18 protein-coding genes are annotated in these 20666 nt (G+C 39.4%); 4 read left to right on the top strand and 14 right to left on the bottom strand.

From position 1 onward, the window contains the following. Positions 1-1347, bottom strand: a complete 1347-nt coding sequence (locus ACFVS1_RS06330) for an APC family permease (protein WP_387545764.1) — start codon at positions 1345-1347, stop codon at positions 1-3. Between the two features lie 431 nt (positions 1348-1778). Between ACFVS1_RS06330 and speB the strand changes: the two genes are divergently transcribed. Then, entirely contained in the window at positions 1779-2747 is a 969-nt protein-coding gene (gene speB / locus ACFVS1_RS06325; protein ID WP_387545762.1) for an agmatinase, read from the top strand. Between the two features lie 213 nt (positions 2748-2960). Here speB and ACFVS1_RS06320 read toward each other — a convergent pair whose 3' ends face one another. The 3 genes from ACFVS1_RS06320 to ACFVS1_RS06310 all read right to left on the bottom strand — a co-directional run bounded on the left by ACFVS1_RS06320 (position 2961) and on the right by ACFVS1_RS06310 (position 5977). Beyond that, entirely contained in the window at positions 2961-4025 is a 1065-nt protein-coding gene (locus ACFVS1_RS06320; RefSeq protein ID WP_352920526.1) for a M14 family zinc carboxypeptidase, read from the bottom strand. 73 nt (positions 4026-4098) lie between these two features. Next, positions 4099-4959: a M14 family zinc carboxypeptidase gene (locus ACFVS1_RS06315; protein WP_387545759.1), complete on the bottom strand. Its 861-nt coding sequence runs from the start codon at positions 4957-4959 to the stop codon at positions 4099-4101. Between the two features lie 664 nt (positions 4960-5623). After that, positions 5624-5977: a GNAT family N-acetyltransferase gene (locus ACFVS1_RS06310; protein WP_352920520.1), complete on the bottom strand. Its 354-nt coding sequence runs from the start codon at positions 5975-5977 to the stop codon at positions 5624-5626. A gap of 1204 nt (positions 5978-7181) precedes the next feature. Here ACFVS1_RS06310 and ACFVS1_RS06305 point away from each other — a divergent pair. Both ACFVS1_RS06305 and ACFVS1_RS06300 read left to right on the top strand, forming a co-directional pair. Beyond that, entirely contained in the window at positions 7182-7748 is a 567-nt protein-coding gene (locus ACFVS1_RS06305; protein ID WP_352920514.1) for a DUF2238 domain-containing protein, read from the top strand. A gap of 17 nt (positions 7749-7765) precedes the next feature. After that, entirely contained in the window at positions 7766-8341 is a 576-nt protein-coding gene (locus tag ACFVS1_RS06300) for a DUF2238 domain-containing protein (RefSeq protein ID WP_387545756.1), read from the top strand. Between the two features lie 401 nt (positions 8342-8742). Here the strand turns inward: ACFVS1_RS06300 and ACFVS1_RS06295 are convergent, their stop codons facing one another. Next, complete coding sequence (locus ACFVS1_RS06295; protein ID WP_387545753.1) at positions 8743-9213, bottom strand: hypothetical protein; 471 nt, start codon at positions 9211-9213, stop codon at positions 8743-8745. Next, positions 9203-9583 (bottom strand): hypothetical protein, encoded by a 381-nt coding sequence (locus ACFVS1_RS06290; protein WP_387545750.1) that lies wholly within the window; start codon positions 9581-9583, stop codon positions 9203-9205. The genes ACFVS1_RS06295 and ACFVS1_RS06290 overlap by 11 nt, the downstream gene beginning before the upstream one ends. Before the next feature lie 456 nt (positions 9584-10039). Here ACFVS1_RS06290 and ACFVS1_RS06285 point away from each other — a divergent pair, with 456 nt between their 5' ends. After that, positions 10040-10486 carry a DUF5392 family protein gene (locus ACFVS1_RS06285; protein WP_387545748.1) on the top strand — a complete coding sequence of 149 codons (447 nt, stop codon included), beginning with the start codon at positions 10040-10042 and terminating at the stop codon, positions 10484-10486. Between the two features lie 159 nt (positions 10487-10645). Here the strand turns inward: ACFVS1_RS06285 and ACFVS1_RS06280 are convergent, their stop codons facing one another. The 8 genes from ACFVS1_RS06280 to ACFVS1_RS06245 all read right to left on the bottom strand — a co-directional run bounded on the left by ACFVS1_RS06280 (position 10646) and on the right by ACFVS1_RS06245 (position 20521). After that, entirely contained in the window at positions 10646-11677 is a 1032-nt protein-coding gene (locus ACFVS1_RS06280) for an aromatic ring-hydroxylating oxygenase subunit alpha (RefSeq protein ID WP_387545745.1), read from the bottom strand. A 63-nt stretch (positions 11678-11740) separates the two neighbouring features. Next, entirely contained in the window at positions 11741-13183 is a 1443-nt protein-coding gene (locus ACFVS1_RS06275) for an aldehyde dehydrogenase family protein (protein WP_387545743.1), read from the bottom strand. Positions 13184-13304: 121 nt separating this feature from the next. After that, positions 13305-14735: an amino acid permease gene (locus ACFVS1_RS06270; protein WP_387545740.1), complete on the bottom strand. Its 1431-nt coding sequence runs from the start codon at positions 14733-14735 to the stop codon at positions 13305-13307. Positions 14736-14805: 70 nt separating this feature from the next. Further along, positions 14806-15975, bottom strand: coding sequence for a Glu/Leu/Phe/Val family dehydrogenase (locus tag ACFVS1_RS06265; RefSeq protein ID WP_352920492.1), 1170 nt, complete (start codon positions 15973-15975; stop codon positions 14806-14808). Positions 15976-16031: 56 nt separating this feature from the next. After that, positions 16032-17696 carry a thiamine pyrophosphate-dependent enzyme gene (locus ACFVS1_RS06260; RefSeq protein ID WP_387545737.1) on the bottom strand — a complete coding sequence of 555 codons (1665 nt, stop codon included), beginning with the start codon at positions 17694-17696 and terminating at the stop codon, positions 16032-16034. Positions 17697-17775: 79 nt separating this feature from the next. Continuing rightward, on the bottom strand, positions 17776-19269 hold the full coding sequence (locus tag ACFVS1_RS06255; protein ID WP_387545735.1) for a sodium:solute symporter family protein: 1494 nt from the start codon (positions 19267-19269) through the stop codon (positions 17776-17778). Next, positions 19269-19460: a DUF3311 domain-containing protein gene (locus ACFVS1_RS06250; protein WP_034307824.1), complete on the bottom strand. Its 192-nt coding sequence runs from the start codon at positions 19458-19460 to the stop codon at positions 19269-19271. The genes ACFVS1_RS06255 and ACFVS1_RS06250 overlap by 1 nt, the downstream gene beginning before the upstream one ends. An 86-nt stretch (positions 19461-19546) precedes the next feature. Continuing rightward, entirely contained in the window at positions 19547-20521 is a 975-nt protein-coding gene (locus ACFVS1_RS06245) for a hydroxyacid dehydrogenase (protein WP_352920483.1), read from the bottom strand. Positions 20522-20666: the final 145 nt, after the last annotated feature.

Genomic DNA, 20666 nt, shown 5'->3' with positions numbered 1-20666 from the left:
TCATAGCTGAATTTCTTCAACTTGGTATTGAGGCGGAGCCTTCCTGAATGCCTTTGTGATATATAATAGATAACAAAAACCAATAATGAACCAACTTGTCCCCATTATTAGGGAACTTGCCTCAAGGTTGATCCAAAGAATGCCAATTGCTATCGCTCCAATTAAAGGCATAATTAAGTATTGAATACACCCCTTTATCGTTCGATGCTTCTTTTCCCGAATGATAAAATGGCTGATCACTGACAGGTTTACAAAGGTAAATGCCATTAAGGCACCAAAGTTGATCAGTGACGTTGCTGTCACTAAATCAAAGAATAAAGCCGACAATGAAATGACTCCAACTATGAGTACATTAATGGCTGGTGTCTTCCACTTAGGGTGAATAAATCCAATCCATTTTTCCGGAAACACTTTATCACGGCCCATAACGTATAAAAGACGGGAAACGCTGGCATGCGACGCTAACCCCGAGGCTAGCGTATTGACAAAAGTTGTACAAAGAAAAATGGATTGAAATAGCTTCCCGCCTACATAAAGGGCGATTTCCGGTAATGCAGCATCCGGTTCCTTAAAACGGGATATATCCGGAAAAAAGAGCTGAATAAAGAAAGATGTGGTAATGAAGATGATTCCACCCCAAAGTGCAGTTAAAAATATCGCTTTTGGAATCGTTTTTTTCGGATCGGGCGTTTCCTCAGATAGTGTCGTTACTGCATCAAATCCCAAAAAGGAAAAACAAAGGATCGTGGCCCCGGTTATTATGGCCGAGAGGTCCATTCCTTCTTTTACGAAAGGCATTATTGTAAACACTTCTCCTGTACCTTCTCCATTATTCAAACCTTTGACAACAAGAATGATGAAAACTGCCATGATGGCAATCTGAATTAAAACAAATAGCGCATTAAAGTTAGCAAGTACATTGACGCTCCTGAGATTAAGAATTGTGACGATTGCTACGAACAATACTACCCAAATCCATGTAGGAACTCCTGGAAATAATGCAGTCAGATAAATTTTGGTTAACAATGCATTTACCATAGGTAAAAACAAATAGTCTAACAACGAAGACCATCCTACCAAGAATCCTAAATGAGGGTTTATGGCCTTTTGCGTATAAGTGTAGGCAGAACCTGCAGCAGGAAAAACCTTTACAAGTTTTCCATAGCTGGAAGCTGTAAAAAGCATCCCCACCAATGCAACGATATAGGCAGTCGGCACATGGCCGCCCGTAATCCCAGATACAATGCCGAATGTATCAAATACGACCATGGGGGTCATATATGCTAACCCCATCATAACGATTTGCCATAATTTCAGTGATCTTTTCAATGTAACCTCATTTTCCACCTATCATTCCTCCTTGAAACCGCTTTCAAATTAGTGAGTTCAATTTCTTAACTTGATAAATCCCCATGCCTCCCTTTTTTTAAAAGTTTTTATGTGTATACTCTGTATAAATAAATGCAATTTCTGTGCCACATGATTTCGGTTTACTTCGACAAAGGAAAAACGCCTAAAATGCTACTTAATTCCTGTATTCTTAACGGCAAATGATTGATTTTTAGAAATGAATTCTTTCAGCATCTCATCCATCGGCGATTCAATTTTCCATAAATTATTCGCCTTTGCATACACAAAGCCGGTGTTATCTGGTAAAACCCCTCATTAAATCACCTACTGTGACTTGGCATGATAATTGCAAGATTAATCATCTATAGGAATTCATTTATTTGAGTTTCAAAACTATTATCGTTATAAGAAAATGGAGGAATGGAAAAATGAAATATCCTTTATCACCTGATGTTAAACCAGAGTTTTGTACGACAGGATCATTTATGCGCTTACCTTCTACAAGAGAAAATGCCAAATTGGCAGTGGTAGGTATGCCTTTTGATACAGCTGCTTCATTCAGGGTAGGAGCCCGGTTTGCTCCACAGGCAGTCCGCCAAGCATCCATGACGTTGTTTCCTTATCATCCCATTCAAAAGGTGTTTCCGTTTGACGAATGTAATGCAATTGATATTGGGGATGTTTCGGTGATTCCCCATAATATACATCGAAGCTATGAGTTAATTGAAAAGGCTATGTCAGACCTGATGAAAAACGGGATCATTCCAATAGGCATCGGAGGAGACCATTCAGTAACATTGGCTAATCTAAGAGCAGCCGCAAAAATACACGGTCCTGTTGCACTTCTTCATTTTGATTCACATACAGATACCTGGGATACTTATTATGATGAAAAATACTGGCATGGTTCCCCGTTTATCCGTGCATATGAGGAAGGCTTGCTCCAAACGGATAAAGTTTTTCAAATTGGCATCAGAGGTACCCTCAATCATCCAGGAGATATAGATTCAAGTACAGATCTAGGCTACAATGTTATAACTACGCCCGAACTGAAGAAGAGAGGAATCGAAGATGTCGTGAAGGAAGTCAAGAAAACCATTGGGGATACTCCATGTTTCTTGACCTTTGATATTGATTTTGTTGATCCATCCTGCGCTCCTGGAACTGGCACATTGGAGGTCGGCGGACTAAATAGCTTTGAAACCCTAGAGATGATACGCTCTCTGCAAGGATTCAACTTTATTGGGTTCGATCTGGTGGAAGTCCTCCCGCCGTATGATCCAACACAAATTACTTCACTATTGGCAGCCACCATCATTCATGACTTTGCCAGTTTAGTAGCCTTACAGCTAAAAGAAGAACAAAAAGAGGAGAATTCAACAGAAAAAAGCTTATAGGAGCAAGCGGGAATGATTAAAGAAGGATATTTCAGGTCGATAAACGTTATCGTTCAAAAGGCATCTAGTGAAAGCAGATGCCTTTTTTCTATATCATCTTTTATCTTGTCCAGAATTTCCTCTATAAATATAAACTGATGAACAAGTTCGAGCTATCGATGTAGGAAAATAAAAAAACACATCCCATCTGAAAGAATGGAATGTGTCATCATTTTATTCGTCCGATTCTGCCCCAGGACGATTGGATTGTGTTGGCAGGGTATTCCAAAAGCTTGCATCAACAGTTTCTATTGAATCATCGGCGATAGCTCTAACAGCTGCATCCAAAGTGGTTATTGTTTGCTTTATTAGATAGCCATTACTTTTTTGTCCAAGCGCCACTGACTCGATATTGTGGTCCGACATACCTCGCATCTCAAAGAGCAGTGTGGCAATATCATAACGAACGGCTGCACCATTACGGCCTATATTTTCTCCAGAACCGCCATCATACCTGCCAATATGCCCCCAACCAGTTGGTTCAATGGAGTTATATACAACAGCACCCAGTTTTTTTGACGCTTCTAATACTTCAGGCTTTACGTTAGCGTTTGTAGGATAAAGAATTGAACCTGAAACAAGTTCACCATCTGTTTCGCTTAGCGTCCCTTGATGATGTAGATCTATCATGTAATCTATATCGTATTTCGCAAATACATTTTCGTGTAAAGCCTTTACCTCCACTTGCATGGAATCAGTTTTTTTATCATGCTCACGGTTTAAGTCTACCCCATTTGCATTAGCCCGTGTTAAATGTCGATCTCCTTTTGCTAAATAGTCATCAAGAGGGAAATTAACATCTCCCATGGCCCCATCTGCATTTAACATGGGAATGATCAGTATATTAACATTTTCCAGAATACCTTTAGTCTTGTTCGTGCCTAGATGTTTAATGAATTCGAGTGCACCTTCAGTAGTCAGCTGTTCATTTCCGTGCTGTTGAGTTAAAAATAGTATAGTAGGATTCTTAGGATTTGAAATATATTTCGCTAAGTAAATATCCCTCCCTTTTACCGTTTCGCCGATTACTTCCAGTGCCAGCCTTTCTTGTTTAGCATCCTGCGTTTTAAGATAGCTTACCAGACTTTCATATGTATGAAGTTTTGAAGTTGTCACTTGACCATTTCCAGCACTGGGACCATTTCCAACCGCTCCGACTGGCAGCGCAACAGCTGTAACTGCGCTTAATGTCATTAAACTAGATAATGAAACTGATAGGACTTTCTTTTTAAAATTCAATAAAAACCCTCCTTAAAATGTAATTACAAAAAAATAACCATTACTAATATTCTGACATTTTTACTACTTTATGTTAATAGTGAAAAATAACTATGTTTCCAATCAGAATATAACTTGAAAGGATAACTTCAAAGAGCACTGTCCCACTTCCGTTTAAAGCAAAGGCTCCTAAAGCCGTTCCAGGATGGTTTTGGTTTTGCGGATATAAGGATATATTTCCATATGGAGAATTACCTTGTACTTTCATAGCATTATATACCGCTACATTCAATTGTCTGGAAAAATCATAATTATAGTTTTTTGCATACTTGGCATAATCTTGTCTTGAAGGCGAGCTTGGATCTGGAACAAATTGAGCGGAAATCGAGTATGTGACTAAATCATCCGTTCCATCCATTTCAGAATAGGGAGCTTGGTGATGCAAGTCCACGAAAATCTCCTCCTTTCCGTATTGCTTCAGGAGAGACTTGTAAACATCACGTGTTGTTTGTGATTCAGGTGTTATGAACCAGCCAGAGGTGGGTGATTTTCCAGGGAAGTCTTTAGCTTGGGGTATATAATTCAAATCAGGATTAACGTCACGATTGACATCGAAACCAGGTTTGGACTGATAATCGAATGATTCATTTTTGTATGTATAATCGTTCCAAGATGGACTCGCTCCTGCTAACTGTGGAAACTGATTCACGACCTCTGCCCAGGACATATCATGTCCCCGACGGTTCAATTCAGCAGCATCCGGATTCATTTTAGGCAAAGCAACAAGGGTAATTTCTTTACGAATTTTCTCCGCTTCAGGAGTGTTGGTCCCCAAAAACTTCAAGATATTCAACATGGCATCCGTACCCGTTTTCTCATTTCCATGGATCTCACTTTGAATTAAAACGACTTTGTCTCCAGTTCCCACGGTTGCTGGCTTTAGATAGAAACTCATAACCAAAAGCCTGTTAAAATTATGTTTTCACCTTGGCTGCAATTATATCCATTTAAGTAAAATATATTGAAATTAATTTTCAAGAGTAAAATTCTATTAAAGGTTGCTGAAGATGCCTCGGATATGAACTTTTTGGGACCTGCTTTTTCTACAAAATTAAATAACATTAGCCACTTCCCTCCATCCCTTCAAACTGGGGGCAACCTCTCTTTTGTAGTCAGTTCATAGGTATACCATTAAAAATGGAATCTTTGCCAACCCCGATACAGGCTTTTTCCGATGAAAATGCCTTAAGGCAATTTTTTATATGAATTGTCTTTTATTAATCTTCAACTTTCTTGCCTCTAGCGACAGTTTCCTCATCTAATCGTTTATAGGCATCCTGAAGCACAACTAATCAAATTTATTGGAAGTAATGTTCAAAAGTATCCTATGAGTAAATGCATAGATTGCCAATATTCGCATAATCTATCAACATTTTCGAGAGCAAAGATTTTAATTTTTGCTTGTTGGACCAAAGTGGATGAAAAATAAATGAAGAAAAACCCTGCAGAGATTTCTCTCCACAGAGTTTCAATAAGCTTTCAACTAATTTTTTGTGTAAGGCACCTTGCCTTTGAATAGGCGAATGGCGAAGAACATATATGGTAACAAGGCGCCGAATTCAAGATTCCAATGTAATATATTCAGCCCCCTGGTCTTTTGCCCAATTATGTATATAATTTAGTAAATTATATCCAAGGCCACTAGGACGATGATTTACATCAGTAACCAAATCTTGCACATAAACATAGCGTTCATTATATGAATCTTCACGCCAGCTAATACCCGCTAAAGCTACGATGCTCGTATCATGATATAAAGCAAATAACTTTTTCCCCTCCTTACGCATATCATTTAATAATTCTAGATATTCCTTAAAAGTCAAATCAGTACGCAACTGACTTAATATGGGATAAGCCTGTAAGAATTGATGTTCTACAGTTAACTCTACTATATTTTCCACTGGTATTTTCATCGTTATATTCCCCTAACTTTTTTAAGTTTAATGGCTTCGCCTTCCCTTTATGAATCCAGATTAAATTTCTGACATATAACCAAGGCAAATTAAACACCAAATTAATGTTTTCAATAATTGTGTGTCTAACAGTTTCCCCTTCTTCTCCTTTCTCCATATTTATTAGATATACACACATAGATATACACATAAAATAGATATACACATAAATAATATGCAAGAATCGCGCCAACTCTAATCTATTACAAATCAATATATTGTTGCATCCTTTACCTTAATTGACGTTACGAAGCAGGGTAATCAGAAAATCTCACCAGATGACGATTTGATGAAAAATATTAAGTATCAGTTAAATCAAATATTCAGTTCCTAAAACATTATGATGTGGGGGAATTTAAAAACTTTCTCTTGGACCATTAGGAGAAGCTACATAATGGAAGTGGGACAAGTAAAATTGTTCTGCCATGTTTTATTCGTTATTTACCCATCACTCGTTTATAAATTGACAATTAAATATTTTGTCTCGGATTTGAGAACACTTTAGATAAGGAGGTTTACACTTATTTAAAAATACAGGTTGTTTATTTTCGATTTTGATTCCGGAATAAGAAATAAGAGCAATACAAAAAGCAGCAACATTTAGCCCAAATAGTGAAATGGGAATGGATTTCCGGAAAAAAGCTGACAATTCAAATTAATTTCCGTGTGAATAGCTTGAACATGAATAGCCAAAACTTTGGAGTATTAAGATTGAAACTTTTATGGCAAAAAAAATAAATGTAGGGAATTTCCTAATGCGGATCGAAGATATATTTCCACGATTTGGATCTTTACAACCTATACCAGGACGGTGATGTATTTTTATGTATCGGTTGTTGTATTTTCAAACATATTCAATATAAAAGATTATCGTCCATTTACTACCGCTATAGGGATGAATATGTTTTTTTCACTGATTGTTTTTCCTATGGTACCATCATCCGGGGAATTCAATAAAAATATTTGGTTATTCTATGCAGCGACTTATGGTCTGGTCATGCCTTTATTATTGATTATCACGGCTAAATTTAAAAACAAAACCATTAATAAGCACCATGGCAGCCAACAATGATAATAACCAAAACGTTTAAAAGAACAACATAAAAATATTCCAGAAGTCCGAAATTGTCGGGGTTAATGAATATTTACGAATGAGGTGAGTATATTGAAACATAAAATAATTATCATTTTAAGTCTGGTTTTTATTGCATTCATGACTGGCTTACTCATCTTTTACCTCATAAAAGATGATTCTTCCCGATGGATGGTAGCCCTTGGGGGAATATTGGTAAGTGCCTTGCCCATTTTATTACTGTTTGTTAAAAATAATCCTTTTAACATTCCAATCATAATCGGTTACTATGTTTTTGTTTTCTGTACGACATTTTTAGGGTCAATCGCGAATTTTTATGTAGATTTTAAATGGTGGGACTCTAGCCTTCACTTCTACAAAGGCATTTTCGTGTCTTTTGTTGGAATTGCTCTTTATAAACAATTCATTCCTCAAAAAGCGAGAAAAGATGTTTCAAGGTGGATCACCTTTCTTTTTGTTCTCTCACTTTCAGTCATTGCCGCTGTTCTTTGGGAAATATATGAGTTCGTAGGAGATCTCACTTTTACTCATACCATGCAGCGAGGCGGTAACAAAGACACCATGTACGATATAATTTCCGGTCTTACGGGCGGCCTGCTTATCTCCATTTATTCTATTGTACATAAACCAAAATTATAATTTATAGAGGTATTCATATGAATCGTAAGCTAGTTATTTCATTAAGTTCAATGTATGTATTTTTCATGGCAGCTTTATCTGTTTTTTACTATACAGACGATGAAACTTTCAAGTCACTCGTTTCGATAGGCGGTGTGGTATGTGGAGCAATCCCTCTTTTATTGGCCCTATTTACCAAGCTTCAATTCAATCTGCCAATTATCATCTCCTATTTAATCTTCTTATTCGCTTCACAATATTTAGGATCTATTTTAGGCTGGTATGGACTGGGATGGTGGGATACACTCTTACATTTACTAAGCGGTTCCCTTCTAGCTTTTACGGGAATTGCTTTATATGAACGATTGGTATACCGAAATGCAGGCAAAGAGATTTCTCCTTGGTTTGTCTTTTTGTTTACCCTCTCCTTCTCAGCACTTGGTGGTGTCATTTGGGAAATTTACGAATTTAGTTCTGATCAATTATTCGGAATGACACTGCAAGGCGGAGGAAATAAAGATACAATGATAGATTTAATCGCAGATACTATTGGAGGTCTTATCATTGCAGTTTGGGCCGGAGTGCGGACAACGATTAAGTTAAAGAAAACATAAAAAAAATTTCAGTTGATTGAATAAATCCGCTCCCTTTCCGCCGACTGTTTGCAAAGCTTCCTCGATGCAAACGTCTCCGAGGTCTCGGCTAGCCAGTTATTCTGCAGGTGTTTCGCAAATTTCTTCAATCTAAAGAGGGTTTCATTGTATAAACAAAAAAATATGAAGGATAACCAAGTTTTTTTTAATTCATGTTCGGTGTGAAAGCATTTCGAACCCCATTTGTCGAAAATAGTAAAACAAAGTTCATTGGAACGAATGTACAGACTCCTGCGAGAAAAGCGAATGCATGGAGACTCCGTTCATTGTACAAACCATAAAAAAACTGTAGATAAACTCGATTTTCATCGAGTTTGTCTACAGTCTGAAGTTGACCCTCTTATCAATGGTCGTTTTTATGTTCATTTAAATATGATGGAAATTATTTTTTCCGTCGTCATCGCACTATCCACCACATATGTACCAGGTCGTAATCCGTTGGCCTTGCCTTTCTTTTCAACCGCGTCAGAAAACTCATTGGCATTTTTAATGACTTTTGCCTTTTGCAGGTTTTTCCCCACATCGATGCTTGTCGAGCCTTTAGACACAGAAAGAACTGTACGGTATATGATCTTTTCTGTTGGTTCTTTTACCGTTTCTTTTTCCGCTTCCGCTTTATCTTTAACTGACTGTGCTTCAGCAATTTGATCTTCCCATTCTTTTTCGGAATGGATGACATACCCTTCTTCAGCCAGAGACTCTTTCATTTCATCTTCTGATGGTTTCTCCGATGTGCCGGTCGCTTCTCCTGGACCAAAGAAGTACACAGCACCGCATATGCCTGCTGCAACAACAAGGCCTCCGGCAAAGCTGCGCATTGATTTAGATGTCATTGGCCACATTTCTCCTTTCATTCTTCGTTTTTATGTAAGGAGTAAGCATGCTTTCAATTTCTTCTTCCGGCTGTTTTGTCTTCAGTGCGATGCTTTCAATTGAATAGCCTCGCTTATGTAGGTCGAGTACTTCACGCAACAAGTTTCGCTTTTCGGAGGACATTGCTAGAACGCCTGCCTCTTGCACCGTAATTTCAGCATCTATCTCGATGTTCCTGATTTTTTCCTGTAATACATTCATTTCATCTCCAAAAGTGATAGCAAGCTGTTCCAATTGGCTGTCCACTTTTGCAGAATCCTTTTTAATAAACGATAAAATGAACAGTAATACTGCTGCAGCAAACAAAATGATCAGAGCCCATTCCATCATTTTATGTCCCTCCTTAATCTTTGAATCTACTATCTCGCTTTCTAATTATATATTGATTTGTTCCAAAACTCGATTTAAAAGTACTAAATACCACAATAGTCACGTATTTATGACAAAAAAAGGCGCGACAAGTCCAACCATAACGATTATTAATCAAAAAATGAAAAATACGGCTTCCATTTGAGGACTATTTTACCATAATTCACTCATTATTAATACCATTGTTAGTTTATGAAGGCAACATACTGCAAGAACGCTGTCTAACTGGGTTTTCAAACGTATAAATGGCATTCTTATTCACGTCACCGCTTGTCCTTTTCCCTTTAATAGAGTCCAAGGGTTATATTACATGACAAACACGTTTCCAAACGATAAGATATATATAATTAGGTTCCTTTTCCTGTTTCATTTTTCATTGAATAGGTACGATTTTTTCAGTGCCATTAGGAGGATACAATGAATATTAAAATAAATAATATACCCAGTTTCATGCAAGCCGAAATCGAACAACTTCAATCAAAATTATCCCCCTTGTTGAAGAAAAATATGAAATACGGTTTTTTTTCGACGGTGATGATAGGCTTTTCCATCATTAATCTTTTTTTCCTTTTATTTAAAAACGAATCTTTACCCATCTCGAAAATCGCACTTGGTATCTATGCTTTGGTGGGAGCTGTAGGGTTTGCCTTATTAAAAGAAAACAAACATAACCAAAAAGAAATAGTGAAGATGAGTCAAAAATATATGTTGGATAGAATCAAAAAAAGCAGCTATTTAACAGATTCCAGAAAAAGTAATTACTTTAAAAGAGTAAACGAGAATCCGCTTACTGCCATGAATGTTTTTTTTGAGTTTCTTGCTGAAGAACAACAATGGAAGAACAATTCCTCACACCCGGAATAATATCGGTTGAAATAAGCAAAAAACTCAGCACAAAAAACAACTCAACCAATGTGATCCTAAACTGCCGGATCACACTGGTTGGTTGCTTAGGCTATTCAATTCAAAAATTCTCTGTCTCACGTTTCTTTTTTAAGTGCATTCCAATTGGCAGCTCTGTTGTTAGTTCTGGAGCTTTTTATCAATAAGTTCATGAAAATAGACTGCAGCATGTTCAGTTGGAGAAAAGATCCCATTTGTAAAAGCCTCGGAACTTAATCCTTTTTGCAGTTTTTCCACTAGTTCAAAATCTTCCTGCCGTACTTGATCAACAAATTTAAAATATTCTTCTTTTTCTATTGTTGTTTTTTCATTGAGGGAATAATCACGATAAATACCTAACGACGTCACGGCATCAACAGGAATTACTTGGATGGTATTCACATTCCCGTCTCCTGGATAAACGTTAATCATCATATTTGGCCAAACCCAATAAAAACGCGCTTGGTCACCTTCGCCATTCTTACTTGCTGTCATATATTGATAAGTGAAGTTGTCGTGTGTCGTTGTGCAAAAGTTTGATAAATCAAAGGATTTTGCAAAGCCAGGATGAGCAATGGAACAATGATCACATTCAAGGTAATTGTCAACGACGGCTTTCCAATTAGCTTTTACTACACGCCTGGTTTCCCTAACTAGTTTCAGTGAATCAAAGAAGGGATACTCTTTCATTTCCTCTAAAAATTCCCGATATGCTTCTGCCATAGAAGGTGCATTTTTATCTAGATTGACAAAAATCATAGCATTCTGAACTTCTAAGCGAATGGATTTCATACAGCTGTGTATTCCCAGTTCATTCGTTTTAAAATTAGGGGCTCTATGCACACTTCCATCTAATTTGAACGTCCACCCATGGTATCCGCATTGTAAAATTTTCTTATTTCCTTTATCGGAGTTTTCTACTTTCATTCCGCGATGAGGGCAAATATTGTAAAAAGCACGCAGTTCACCATCAGTACCGTGAGAAACGATGATAGGCTCTCCGGCGATGTCTATTGTCATGAAATCGCCTACTTTTTCAACTTGGCTTGCAAGCCCAGCTAATATCCAACTCTTTCTAAAGATTTTTTTTCTTTCTTCATTGAATACCTCTGGTTCGACATACCGTGAATACGGGAGTGTAGGGCTGAACTGAACATTTTCTTTAATAGACATATTGAAAATCCCTCCTGATTATCATCTAATTTAAAAGTTTAAAAATGCTTGGTACCATTTTAGTTATACCCGATCCATATAGACTGTCTTGACCTCTGTATAGAATTCAACGGCACTCTTCCCTTGTTCACGGCTGCCTGCACTTGAATTTTTACATCCGCCAAATGGCATTTGCGGTTCCGTTCCAGCTGTTTCCGAATTGACATGAACAAGCCCCACCTCCACATCTTCAATAAACCGCTGTGCCAATGTTAAATTGTTTGAACAAATTGCTGCGCTCAATCCATACTCTGTATCATTTGCCATCTTAACTGCTTCCTCATAATTTCCGGCCTTAAAAAGGGCGATGACTGGTCCGAAGATTTCTTCACGTGCAATGCGGGCATGTTGTGGAACATTTTCAAAGATAGCCGGCCGGACATAAAAACCGTTCGCCAATTCCTCTTCTGCCGGAACATCCCCTCCACATAACAGCGTAGCTTCTGATTTCCCAACCTCGATCATTTCAAGCACGCCATCGCGTTGTGATCTAGATACAGCGGGACCGATATATGTTTCCTCTTTGAGCGGGTCGCCCACTTTTAATTCTTTCGTACGCGCGACAAGCCGCTCCCGGAATACTTCATAAATTCCTTCTTCCACAATCACCCGGCTAGTGGCAGTGCATTTTTGCCCTGTAGATTTAAAAGCTCCGCCTATAGCTATTTCAACTGCTTTTTCAACATCTGCATCGGCGAGGACGACAAGCGGGTTTTTCCCTCCCATTTCCGCTTGCACTTTCTTTCCATGCTCAATGGCTTGTTTTTGAATCTGCTGACCTACTTGATTCGAGCCAGTAAAAGATATGGCCTTCACATCCGGATGTTCCACCAACGCAGCACCAATGACGGAACCCCTACCGAATACACAATTGATGACACCAGGCGGTAGACCCGCCTCATCAAATGCTTTCATCACATGATAGACTGACTTCGGTGTGAGATCAGCCGGCTTAATCACGACTGTATTCCCGTAAACCAGGGCCGGTGCCAATTTCCATACAGGGATGGCGATAGGAAAGTTCCATGGTGTAATCAACCCCACCGGACCTAGCGGGCTATTGGTAGTGTATAAAAATGTATTGGCATTTGCTGAAGGAATTACTTCCCCGATTGGCTGCCGGGCTTCAGCAGCATAATATTCAAGTATGCTGGCAGCACGATTGGCTTCCCCCATCCCTTCCAAGAATGTTTTTCCTTCTTCCTTTATCAAATCTTGACCTACTTCCTGAATATTCTTTTTCAAAATATCAGCTGCTTTCTGCAAGTATGAAGCCCGTTGCTGAAACGACAGCTTTTTCCAGTCAGGAAATGAATTTTTTGCGGCTGCCACTGCATCATTTAAATCAGCCGCAGCACTTGATGGAAATTCCCCTAAATTTTCACCATTATGGGGACTTAGATTTTCCTTATACTCCCCTGTAGCGGGTTCTTTCCATTTTCCATTAATATAATTTAAGTAACGCATACGATTTCCTCCGTATTCTATTTTTCTACTTTTAAATAATAGGTCTGCTCATAACCGGAAACTTCTAAATGGATACTTCAACGATTCCTGGATACCCGAACATTTATATTAAGAATAATCACTATTGAATAAAATCAGTGGGCTGTTCATTTGTTAAGGCTGGCACCTCCACTTTCCTTCTCGCATATCTAAAATAGTAAAATATATAGCAAGCAACGACGAAACCAAATCCCCAATACAACGAAGTTCGCTGGGTCGGATCATAAGCGGTGAACACGAAAATACCAAGACACATAATGATGCAGAGAATCGGGGCAAACGGGAAAAAAGGTACTCTAAACTTCAGATTTTCAACCTTTCCGCCTGCTCTGATATACTGCTTACGGAATCTGTACTGTGCGAACGCAATCGCCATCCAAGTAAGCACCCCTCCAACCCCGCTTATGGAAAGCAGCACAACGAATAACGTTTCTTCCGCTACTACACTAGTAAGTAAAGAAAGCAAGGCAAAGACCATGGTGACGAGTAAGGCGTTAAAAGGTACACCGCGCCGGTTGAGCTTTCCAAATGCAGAATGCGCCATACCGTTTTGAGAAAGGGAGAAAAGGATCCTTGTACAAGCAAACAGACCCGTGTTCCCTACAGAGAGGACCGCCGTCAAAATTACGAAATTCATAATGTCAGCAGCATAAGGAATGCCTACCATTTCAAACACGGTAACAAATGGGCTTTCCAGTACCCCAACTTCTTTCCAAGGAACGATGGCCGATAGAACAAAGATTGCTAGTACATAGAAAAGCAGTACACGTATTACGATATTTCGAATTGCTCTCGGAATGCTTTTTTGCGGGTTTTCCGTCTCTCCTGCTGCAACACCCATGATTTCCGATCCCTGGAAAGCATATACGACTGTCATCATCGATATGAACACACCCGTGAATCCTGTAGGGAATAGTCCATCTCCTATAAAATTGGAAAAGAACGGGGCAGGTTGTGCATCCTCCATATGAATCAATCCAAACATCGCTGCAGCACCGATAATTATGAATAGAATGACGGCAAGTACTTTAATCCCGGAGAACCAATACTCTGTCTCAGCGAAACTTCTCGTTGTTAATGCATTTATCGTGAATAAGAGTACCGTAAATATCACACACCATATCCATACTGGTGTATCAGGGAACCATCTGGTCATGAGCAAACCGGCCGCTACAAATTCCAGGCCTACGTAAAGAGCCCAGCTCAGCCAGTAAATCCAGCCAATGACAAATCCAGTGGCGGGACCGATAAATTTCGTTGCATGGACCTGAAAGGATCCGGATACCGGCATCACTACCGATAATTCACCGAGACAAATCATCGCCAAGTACATTAATAAACCACCGATCAAATAGGCAACAATCGCTCCTAAGGGTCCAGCTTCACCGATTGCATATCCTGAGCCCAGGAAAAGACCTGTTCCAATTACCCCACCTAAGGAAAGCATGAATAAATGTCTACTCTTCATTGAACGCTGTAATTCTTTTGGCTGATTTTCATGTTCCGTTTGCATGAATTCCCCCCCGTTTCTTATCGATAAACTGCCTGAACACTTTTATGATTAACACAAGTTAACGAGAGTTTCACGATAACGCTTCGGAAGGCACTGAATATTCTGGAAGGCCGCTGATTGTCGGTTTAAATATTTCATAAGCTACTTCTCTTTGATATTTTTTTTGTTTTTTAGCTTGTGTAAACAAATGATACGTATTTTTCCTGCATAGTTTTTCTATATCCTCAACGACTGCTTGTGGATTTGGTTTAACTAATCCGAAAATAACCACATCATAAAATCTTATCGCCCCAAGGTTGGCAACGAAATCATTGACAACATCTATTCCTCTCTGTTTTATGATTTCGTCTCCCTCTGAAGAAAGGGGAATGTTTGCCGCCTCAACGATCAAGCTCGCTTTTACGCTTTTGGCATTGGATTTGTGGATGACATCCTCCAATGCGGACGGAATTAAAATGTCGCAATCTATATCGAGCCATTCCATGTTTGGCCTTACATCATAATGCGGTTCAAAAAAGGCTTTATCCATTTCCCCGTACATATTCTTATGATCAATAAGCTTTTGGACATCTAATCCTTCTTCACACGTAACCAAAAGGGCTGCATCGGAAATTCCCACAACTTTATAACCTAACTGGGACATTTTCAATGCGCAGCTTGCCCCTACACAGCCGAATCCTTGAATGACGACTCTCGCTCCACCTTTTCCGCTTTTAAATTTCCATGCCTCATCTGCGGAAAAAGCTACGCCATAGCCTGTTACGACATCGTTTAAAAACAAACCGTCGATTTTTGTCGTCAACAGTTCATCGAAGTCTTTTATCCCTTGCAGAACATTCGGATCCTGCTTCATTGATTTCGTTAGGGGGATATCAATGCCAAATTCATTAAATATTTTGAGCACATCTTCATATTTGGTACCTAAATCACTGCCTAACGATACCCCTATATCTATATAAGGCATCATCGCAATCAGAAATCTCCTTAACACTGCATATGCGTCTGGCGCTTTATAATCATAGGCAATGCCCGCTTTACAACCGCCAGTCGTCTCAGACTCACAGGCTACATACTTATAAGCCATAGCCTCGGCCAACCTCTCGACTTCTTCTCTTGTAACCGTTGGGTGCATTCTAGTACCGCCGCCTGTGTATCCTTTGACAAAGTTATGGACGACCAGCCAGCCTTTAGCATTTGTTTCCGTATCATTCCATTCCACAACTAAATATGGTTTTAACAACTATAAAACCTCCCTTAAATACTTTCTTTTCATTGGTTCCTGCTAACTTCCAATATTTAATTGTTCGACACTAGCTTATCGTGGACTTCCTTCTTGTCTTGGCCTACAGATAGAATCTTTGGATTTACTGCAACTTCAATTACAGCAGGCAGCCCTGAAGCAATCGCCCTTTGCAGTGCTGGCGCAAAATCACTATTTTTTTCAACTTTTTCACCATGTGCTCCAAATAAGCGAGCCAATTCGGCAAAATCAGGATTAGACAAGTCAGTTCCAACGACCCGATTTGGAAAATGCCTTTCTTGATGTACACGAATTGTTCCGTAAATATTGTTGTTCACAACAATTGATATAGTCGGAATTTTATACCTTACAGCGGTTTCAATCTCTTGGAGAGTCATCATGAAACCGCCATCTCCTGAAATAGAAACAACTTGTTTGTGAGGCTGCGCCAACTTTGCCCCAATAGCAGCAGGCAGTCCATAACCCATCGCACCCGACGTTGGCCCCACGTATGTGTTTTCTTGTTCAAAACGATAATATCTGGATAGCCATCCAAAAAAGTTTCCTGCATCATTTGTAATGATGGTATCCTTCGACAGACTGACGGCTAGATCATGCATCAATCCATCCATATCCACGAAATCTTCTGTATAGTCGGTCTTCGGTTCAGAAAATTCCATATATTCATCGTGCAATTCCTTCAAATGATCCTCGCTTGAAATAAAAGACTCTGATTCTGATGTTAGCAATGCTTGTTCCAAGAAGCTCTTGGCATCTGCTTCAATGGCAAGGGAAGGAGCATACACTTTACCAAAAATTTCTGGACAAATATCAACATGGATCAATTTTGTATTTTTAGAAAGCAAGGTGTAATCTTGAGTTCCTACTTGAGAGAATCGCGTCCCTAATGCCAAAACTACATCTGCATCACGGATTGCATCAAGTAAATATTGAGGTGTCCCAAACCCAAGCCATCCTGCATAGCAAGGATGTGAGTTCGGAAACGCATCAAATCGACGGAAAGCTGTAACGGCCGGAAGTTTCATTGTCTCCACAAATTGTACAAGCAACCTGTTGGCCTTAGCATGATTCACACCTCCGCCTGCAATCAAAACGGGGCGCTTTGCGTTTCGTATCATATCCATCGCCTGCTTCACATCTTCCATATGTGGTTGAGGAGGAAGCGGGCGATAAGAAGGATTCAAGTTCAACTCGGCCACATCCTCTAACATGTCATGCGGCAAAGCCACTAAAACAGGGCCCGGACGACCCGATCGCGCAATATGGAAAGCCCGTTGCAATAATTCCGGAATTCTTTCCACACGATCGATCTCTACCGTCCATTTACATAAATGACTGAAAAAACCCGTCAAATTCACTTCCTGAAATGCTTCCTTCTCTTTAAAAGGGCGTTCGACTTGGCCAATAAGCGCAACCAAAGGGGTTGAATCTTGAGCAGCAGTATGAATGCCGATAGCTAAGTTTGTAGCCCCCACTCCACGCGTTGCCATACAAACTCCTACCTCCCCTGAAGCCTTGGCATACCCTTCCGCCATAAAAGAGGCACCTCCTTCATGCCTGGCGGAAATAAGTTCTATTTCAGGATGTTGATAGAGTGCATCCATCACACTAAGATAACTTTCACCTGGTACACAAAAAGCTTTCTTTACCCCTTCTATAGCCATTACTTCTACGACTGCTCTTCCTCCACTGACTTTCATAATCAAGCCTCCCGCTTTCAAGTACGTGTTTTTGTTCTCGTAATTTATGATTATATTAATATTGAACTCTTTCCCACTATCATTTAATAAGTTTTTCCATTCCGGAAACTTGTTTTTCCTCTTCCATCCGAATTGAAGTTTTTCTAGTAACGGCACTCACTCCCAAAGTTACTGCAATGTTGATGAATAATACAGCTAACCCTACATCAAGATCTTGTATTCCTTGCGGTAGAGATGGAAATAAAGTGGCAAGCGTCGTACCTGATGTGGTCGAGTATATGACAAGTAGGATTCCAACGATCATTCCGGCAAAAGCTCCTTGAACGGTAACAGGATTTTTTTTCCACAGACTAAAAAATAGTGCTGGAAACAACTGTGCCATGAAGCTATATGCCATAAGATATAACGTGAAAATCGATTCCCCGCCATTGAACGTAAAATATAGAGTTACTATAGAAATGACAGGCACTAACATTCTGCTCAATCTTTGAAGCTTTTCATCTGAAGTGTTCGGCTTCCATACCTTATATACATTTTTTGAAAGGATTGTGGCCGTAGCCGTCAACACGAGTGAACTGGGTATAAGGGCGGCCATCGCTCCTGATGCTCCAATAACTCCGACAAACCAGGGATCAAATGACATCTTCGCCATTTTAAATAAAGCTAAGTCTGCTTCTGCTCCCTGTAAATTCGGAACTTGGAGAATCGCAGAAAAACCAATAAATAACGAAAAAATGATGATTACTTGATAAATTGGCATAATCCCAGCATTCCAACGGAGTGATTTTGGACTTTTTGCAGAGAACACTCCCGCTAACATATGAGGAAACATATAGAATGCCAGTGCTGTCATGATCGTAGCTGAAATAAACCAAGAGATACTCAAACCTTGTTCCGGGAATATCAATAAACCTTGTTTTACTGTATTGATTTCTTCAAACATCGGCTGTAGACCACCGTAATAATGAAGTGGAAAATAAATACCCATAAAGACGACAACAGCCAATATCATGATATCTTTAATGACCGCGGTCCACGCAACGCCATGCATTCCAGAAGCAGTTACATAAATTGTGATCGCAATTACCCCAACAACTATAGCCACATTTGGAGAGATGGACCCATAGGAGGTTTCCGATACGATAATACCTAACCCTTTCAACTGCATGATCAGATATGGAATAATTGAAATGACGCTAATTACCGCTACAAGAACTCCTAAAGCCGGACTGTTGTACTTTTTGTCATAAAAATCAGATTGAGAAATGACATTATTTTTTTTTGCATACCTCCAAATAGGCGGCAACAGCCAATATGCGATTACAAAATAGAAGCAATTGAATGCGTATAAGGCAGGAGGCATGCCAGATCTATACGCTCCGCCGCTCGCCCCCAAAAACGTATATGTCGTAAACATTTCACCTGCTATCAAGAAGAAGATCAAAAAGCTGCCGAAGCCTCTTCCGCCTATAGCCCATTGTTCCAAACTCATATTTTTACCTTTTCGAGCTTGAAGCCCTAACCAAATACACAGAACCAGAAAGAAAAGGATAACAAGCAGGGCTTCATTCATCAGTCTTCTTCCTCCTCGGTTGCAGGATCAAGTTTATTGGCAATTATCAAAAACACTGATGTAAGACAAACCCATAATATGGCCCAAAAAAGAACAAATGGCATCCCTAACACATAAGGTTCAATTCGATTGATAACCACAAGCGAGCCAAGTGCCGGTATTGCACTTATCACATAGATTATTTTCTTCATTTGTTCACCATCCTTATCAACAAATGCCAAACTCGAATCTTTCAAACCTTATTTATCAGAAAAAATAGATAATTATCACTGTATTATTACATTGACACCCCTTTAGTTAAGGGCTCGTTTACAGCCCAGTTCGGTTTCACGCCAGTAAGAACTTGTTCCACTTGCATAGCTGCATGTACAGCCATGCGTATCGAACCTTCCTTCGTCAATGCCGCATTATGAGGACTGACAATCACATTATCCATTTTAAAAAGGGGATTCCTTTTATCAGGAGGTTCAACTTCAAATACGTCTATTCCAGCGCCGGCAATCTCGCCCGCTTGCAAAGCGTTTACTAAATCACTTTCCTTAACCACGCCGCCTCTGGAAGCGTTTACAAAAAAGGAGGAGGGTTTCATCCAGGAAAACTCACGGCTTCCAATTATTCCTTTTGTTGTTTTCGTTAACGGCAGATGTAGACTAATAACATCAGAGTTTCTGAATACCCATTCTAAATCTGATGCTAGCTCCAGCACAGAATTCTGGCTGGCTGTAACATAGGGGTCGTAGCCAATCACTTTCATATCGAAGCCTTCGGAAGCCTTTTTTGCCAGTATTCTACCGATTCTCCCTAGTCCAATAATCCCCAAAACCTTGCCTTCCAAGTCCATGCCAAAAAGTTGATTACGGATAGCAAAATTCCCGCTGCGCAGCTCTTTATCAGCCAAGCTCAAGTTTTTGGACAATGATAAAATTAATGCCATTACATGTTCAGCTACAGAATTCGCATTCGCCTCTGGGGTATTTGTTACATAAATGCCACGCTCAGTAGCTGCTTCTATATCGATATTGTCCAAGCCCACTCCATACTTAGCTATTACTTTTAGGTTTTCAGCTGCTGTAATAACTTCTCTACTTATAACAGCCGTTGATCTCGTCAGTACTGCATCACACCCCTTGATTTCTTCCATAAGAATTTCTTGCGACAAATCAGACCCTACTTTAATATTAAAGCCTTTTTCTATTAAATAACTTTTCCCCTCCTTCTCAATATCTTGAGGAATATACACTAAATGACTCACATTTCCACCAACCTTTCATGTTAACCTTGAAGGAAAAATCTTTCCTACTCCATTGTTTATATACAATTATTGTGCCAACATAAAAAACATCCCTTTTTTCAAGAAAGAAGCCAATTAGTTCTCAAATTAAGACATAAATAAAGTA

It is taken from the genome of Peribacillus sp. NPDC058075 (genome assembly GCF_042885195.1).
In the GTDB taxonomy this organism is placed as follows: domain Bacteria; phylum Bacillota; class Bacilli; order Bacillales; family DSM-1321; genus Peribacillus.
This window is presented reverse-complemented; position numbering and strand designations above follow the sequence as displayed.

Coding starts and splice junctions, on each gene's coding strand:
- speB (WP_387545762.1), top strand. CDS start 1,779: ATGAAATATCCTTTATCACCTGATGTTAAACCAGAGTTTTGTACGACA.
- ACFVS1_RS06315 (WP_387545759.1), bottom strand. CDS start 4,959: ATGAGTTTCTATCTAAAGCCAGCAACCGTGGGAACTGGAGACAAAGTC.
- ACFVS1_RS06310 (WP_352920520.1), bottom strand. CDS start 5,977: ATGAAAATACCAGTGGAAAATATAGTAGAGTTAACTGTAGAACATCAA.
- ACFVS1_RS06300 (WP_387545756.1), top strand. CDS start 7,766: ATGAATCGTAAGCTAGTTATTTCATTAAGTTCAATGTATGTATTTTTC.
- ACFVS1_RS06295 (WP_387545753.1), bottom strand. CDS start 9,213: ATGACATCTAAATCAATGCGCAGCTTTGCCGGAGGCCTTGTTGTTGCA.
- ACFVS1_RS06290 (WP_387545750.1), bottom strand. CDS start 9,583: ATGATGGAATGGGCTCTGATCATTTTGTTTGCTGCAGCAGTATTACTG.
- ACFVS1_RS06285 (WP_387545748.1), top strand. CDS start 10,040: ATGAATATTAAAATAAATAATATACCCAGTTTCATGCAAGCCGAAATC.
- ACFVS1_RS06280 (WP_387545745.1), bottom strand. CDS start 11,677: ATGTCTATTAAAGAAAATGTTCAGTTCAGCCCTACACTCCCGTATTCA.
- ACFVS1_RS06275 (WP_387545743.1), bottom strand. CDS start 13,183: ATGCGTTACTTAAATTATATTAATGGAAAATGGAAAGAACCCGCTACA.
- ACFVS1_RS06270 (WP_387545740.1), bottom strand. CDS start 14,735: ATGCAAACGGAACATGAAAATCAGCCAAAAGAATTACAGCGTTCAATG.
- ACFVS1_RS06260 (WP_387545737.1), bottom strand. CDS start 17,696: ATGAAAGTCAGTGGAGGAAGAGCAGTCGTAGAAGTAATGGCTATAGAA.
- ACFVS1_RS06255 (WP_387545735.1), bottom strand. CDS start 19,269: ATGAATGAAGCCCTGCTTGTTATCCTTTTCTTTCTGGTTCTGTGTATT.
- ACFVS1_RS06250 (WP_034307824.1), bottom strand. CDS start 19,460: ATGAAGAAAATAATCTATGTGATAAGTGCAATACCGGCACTTGGCTCG.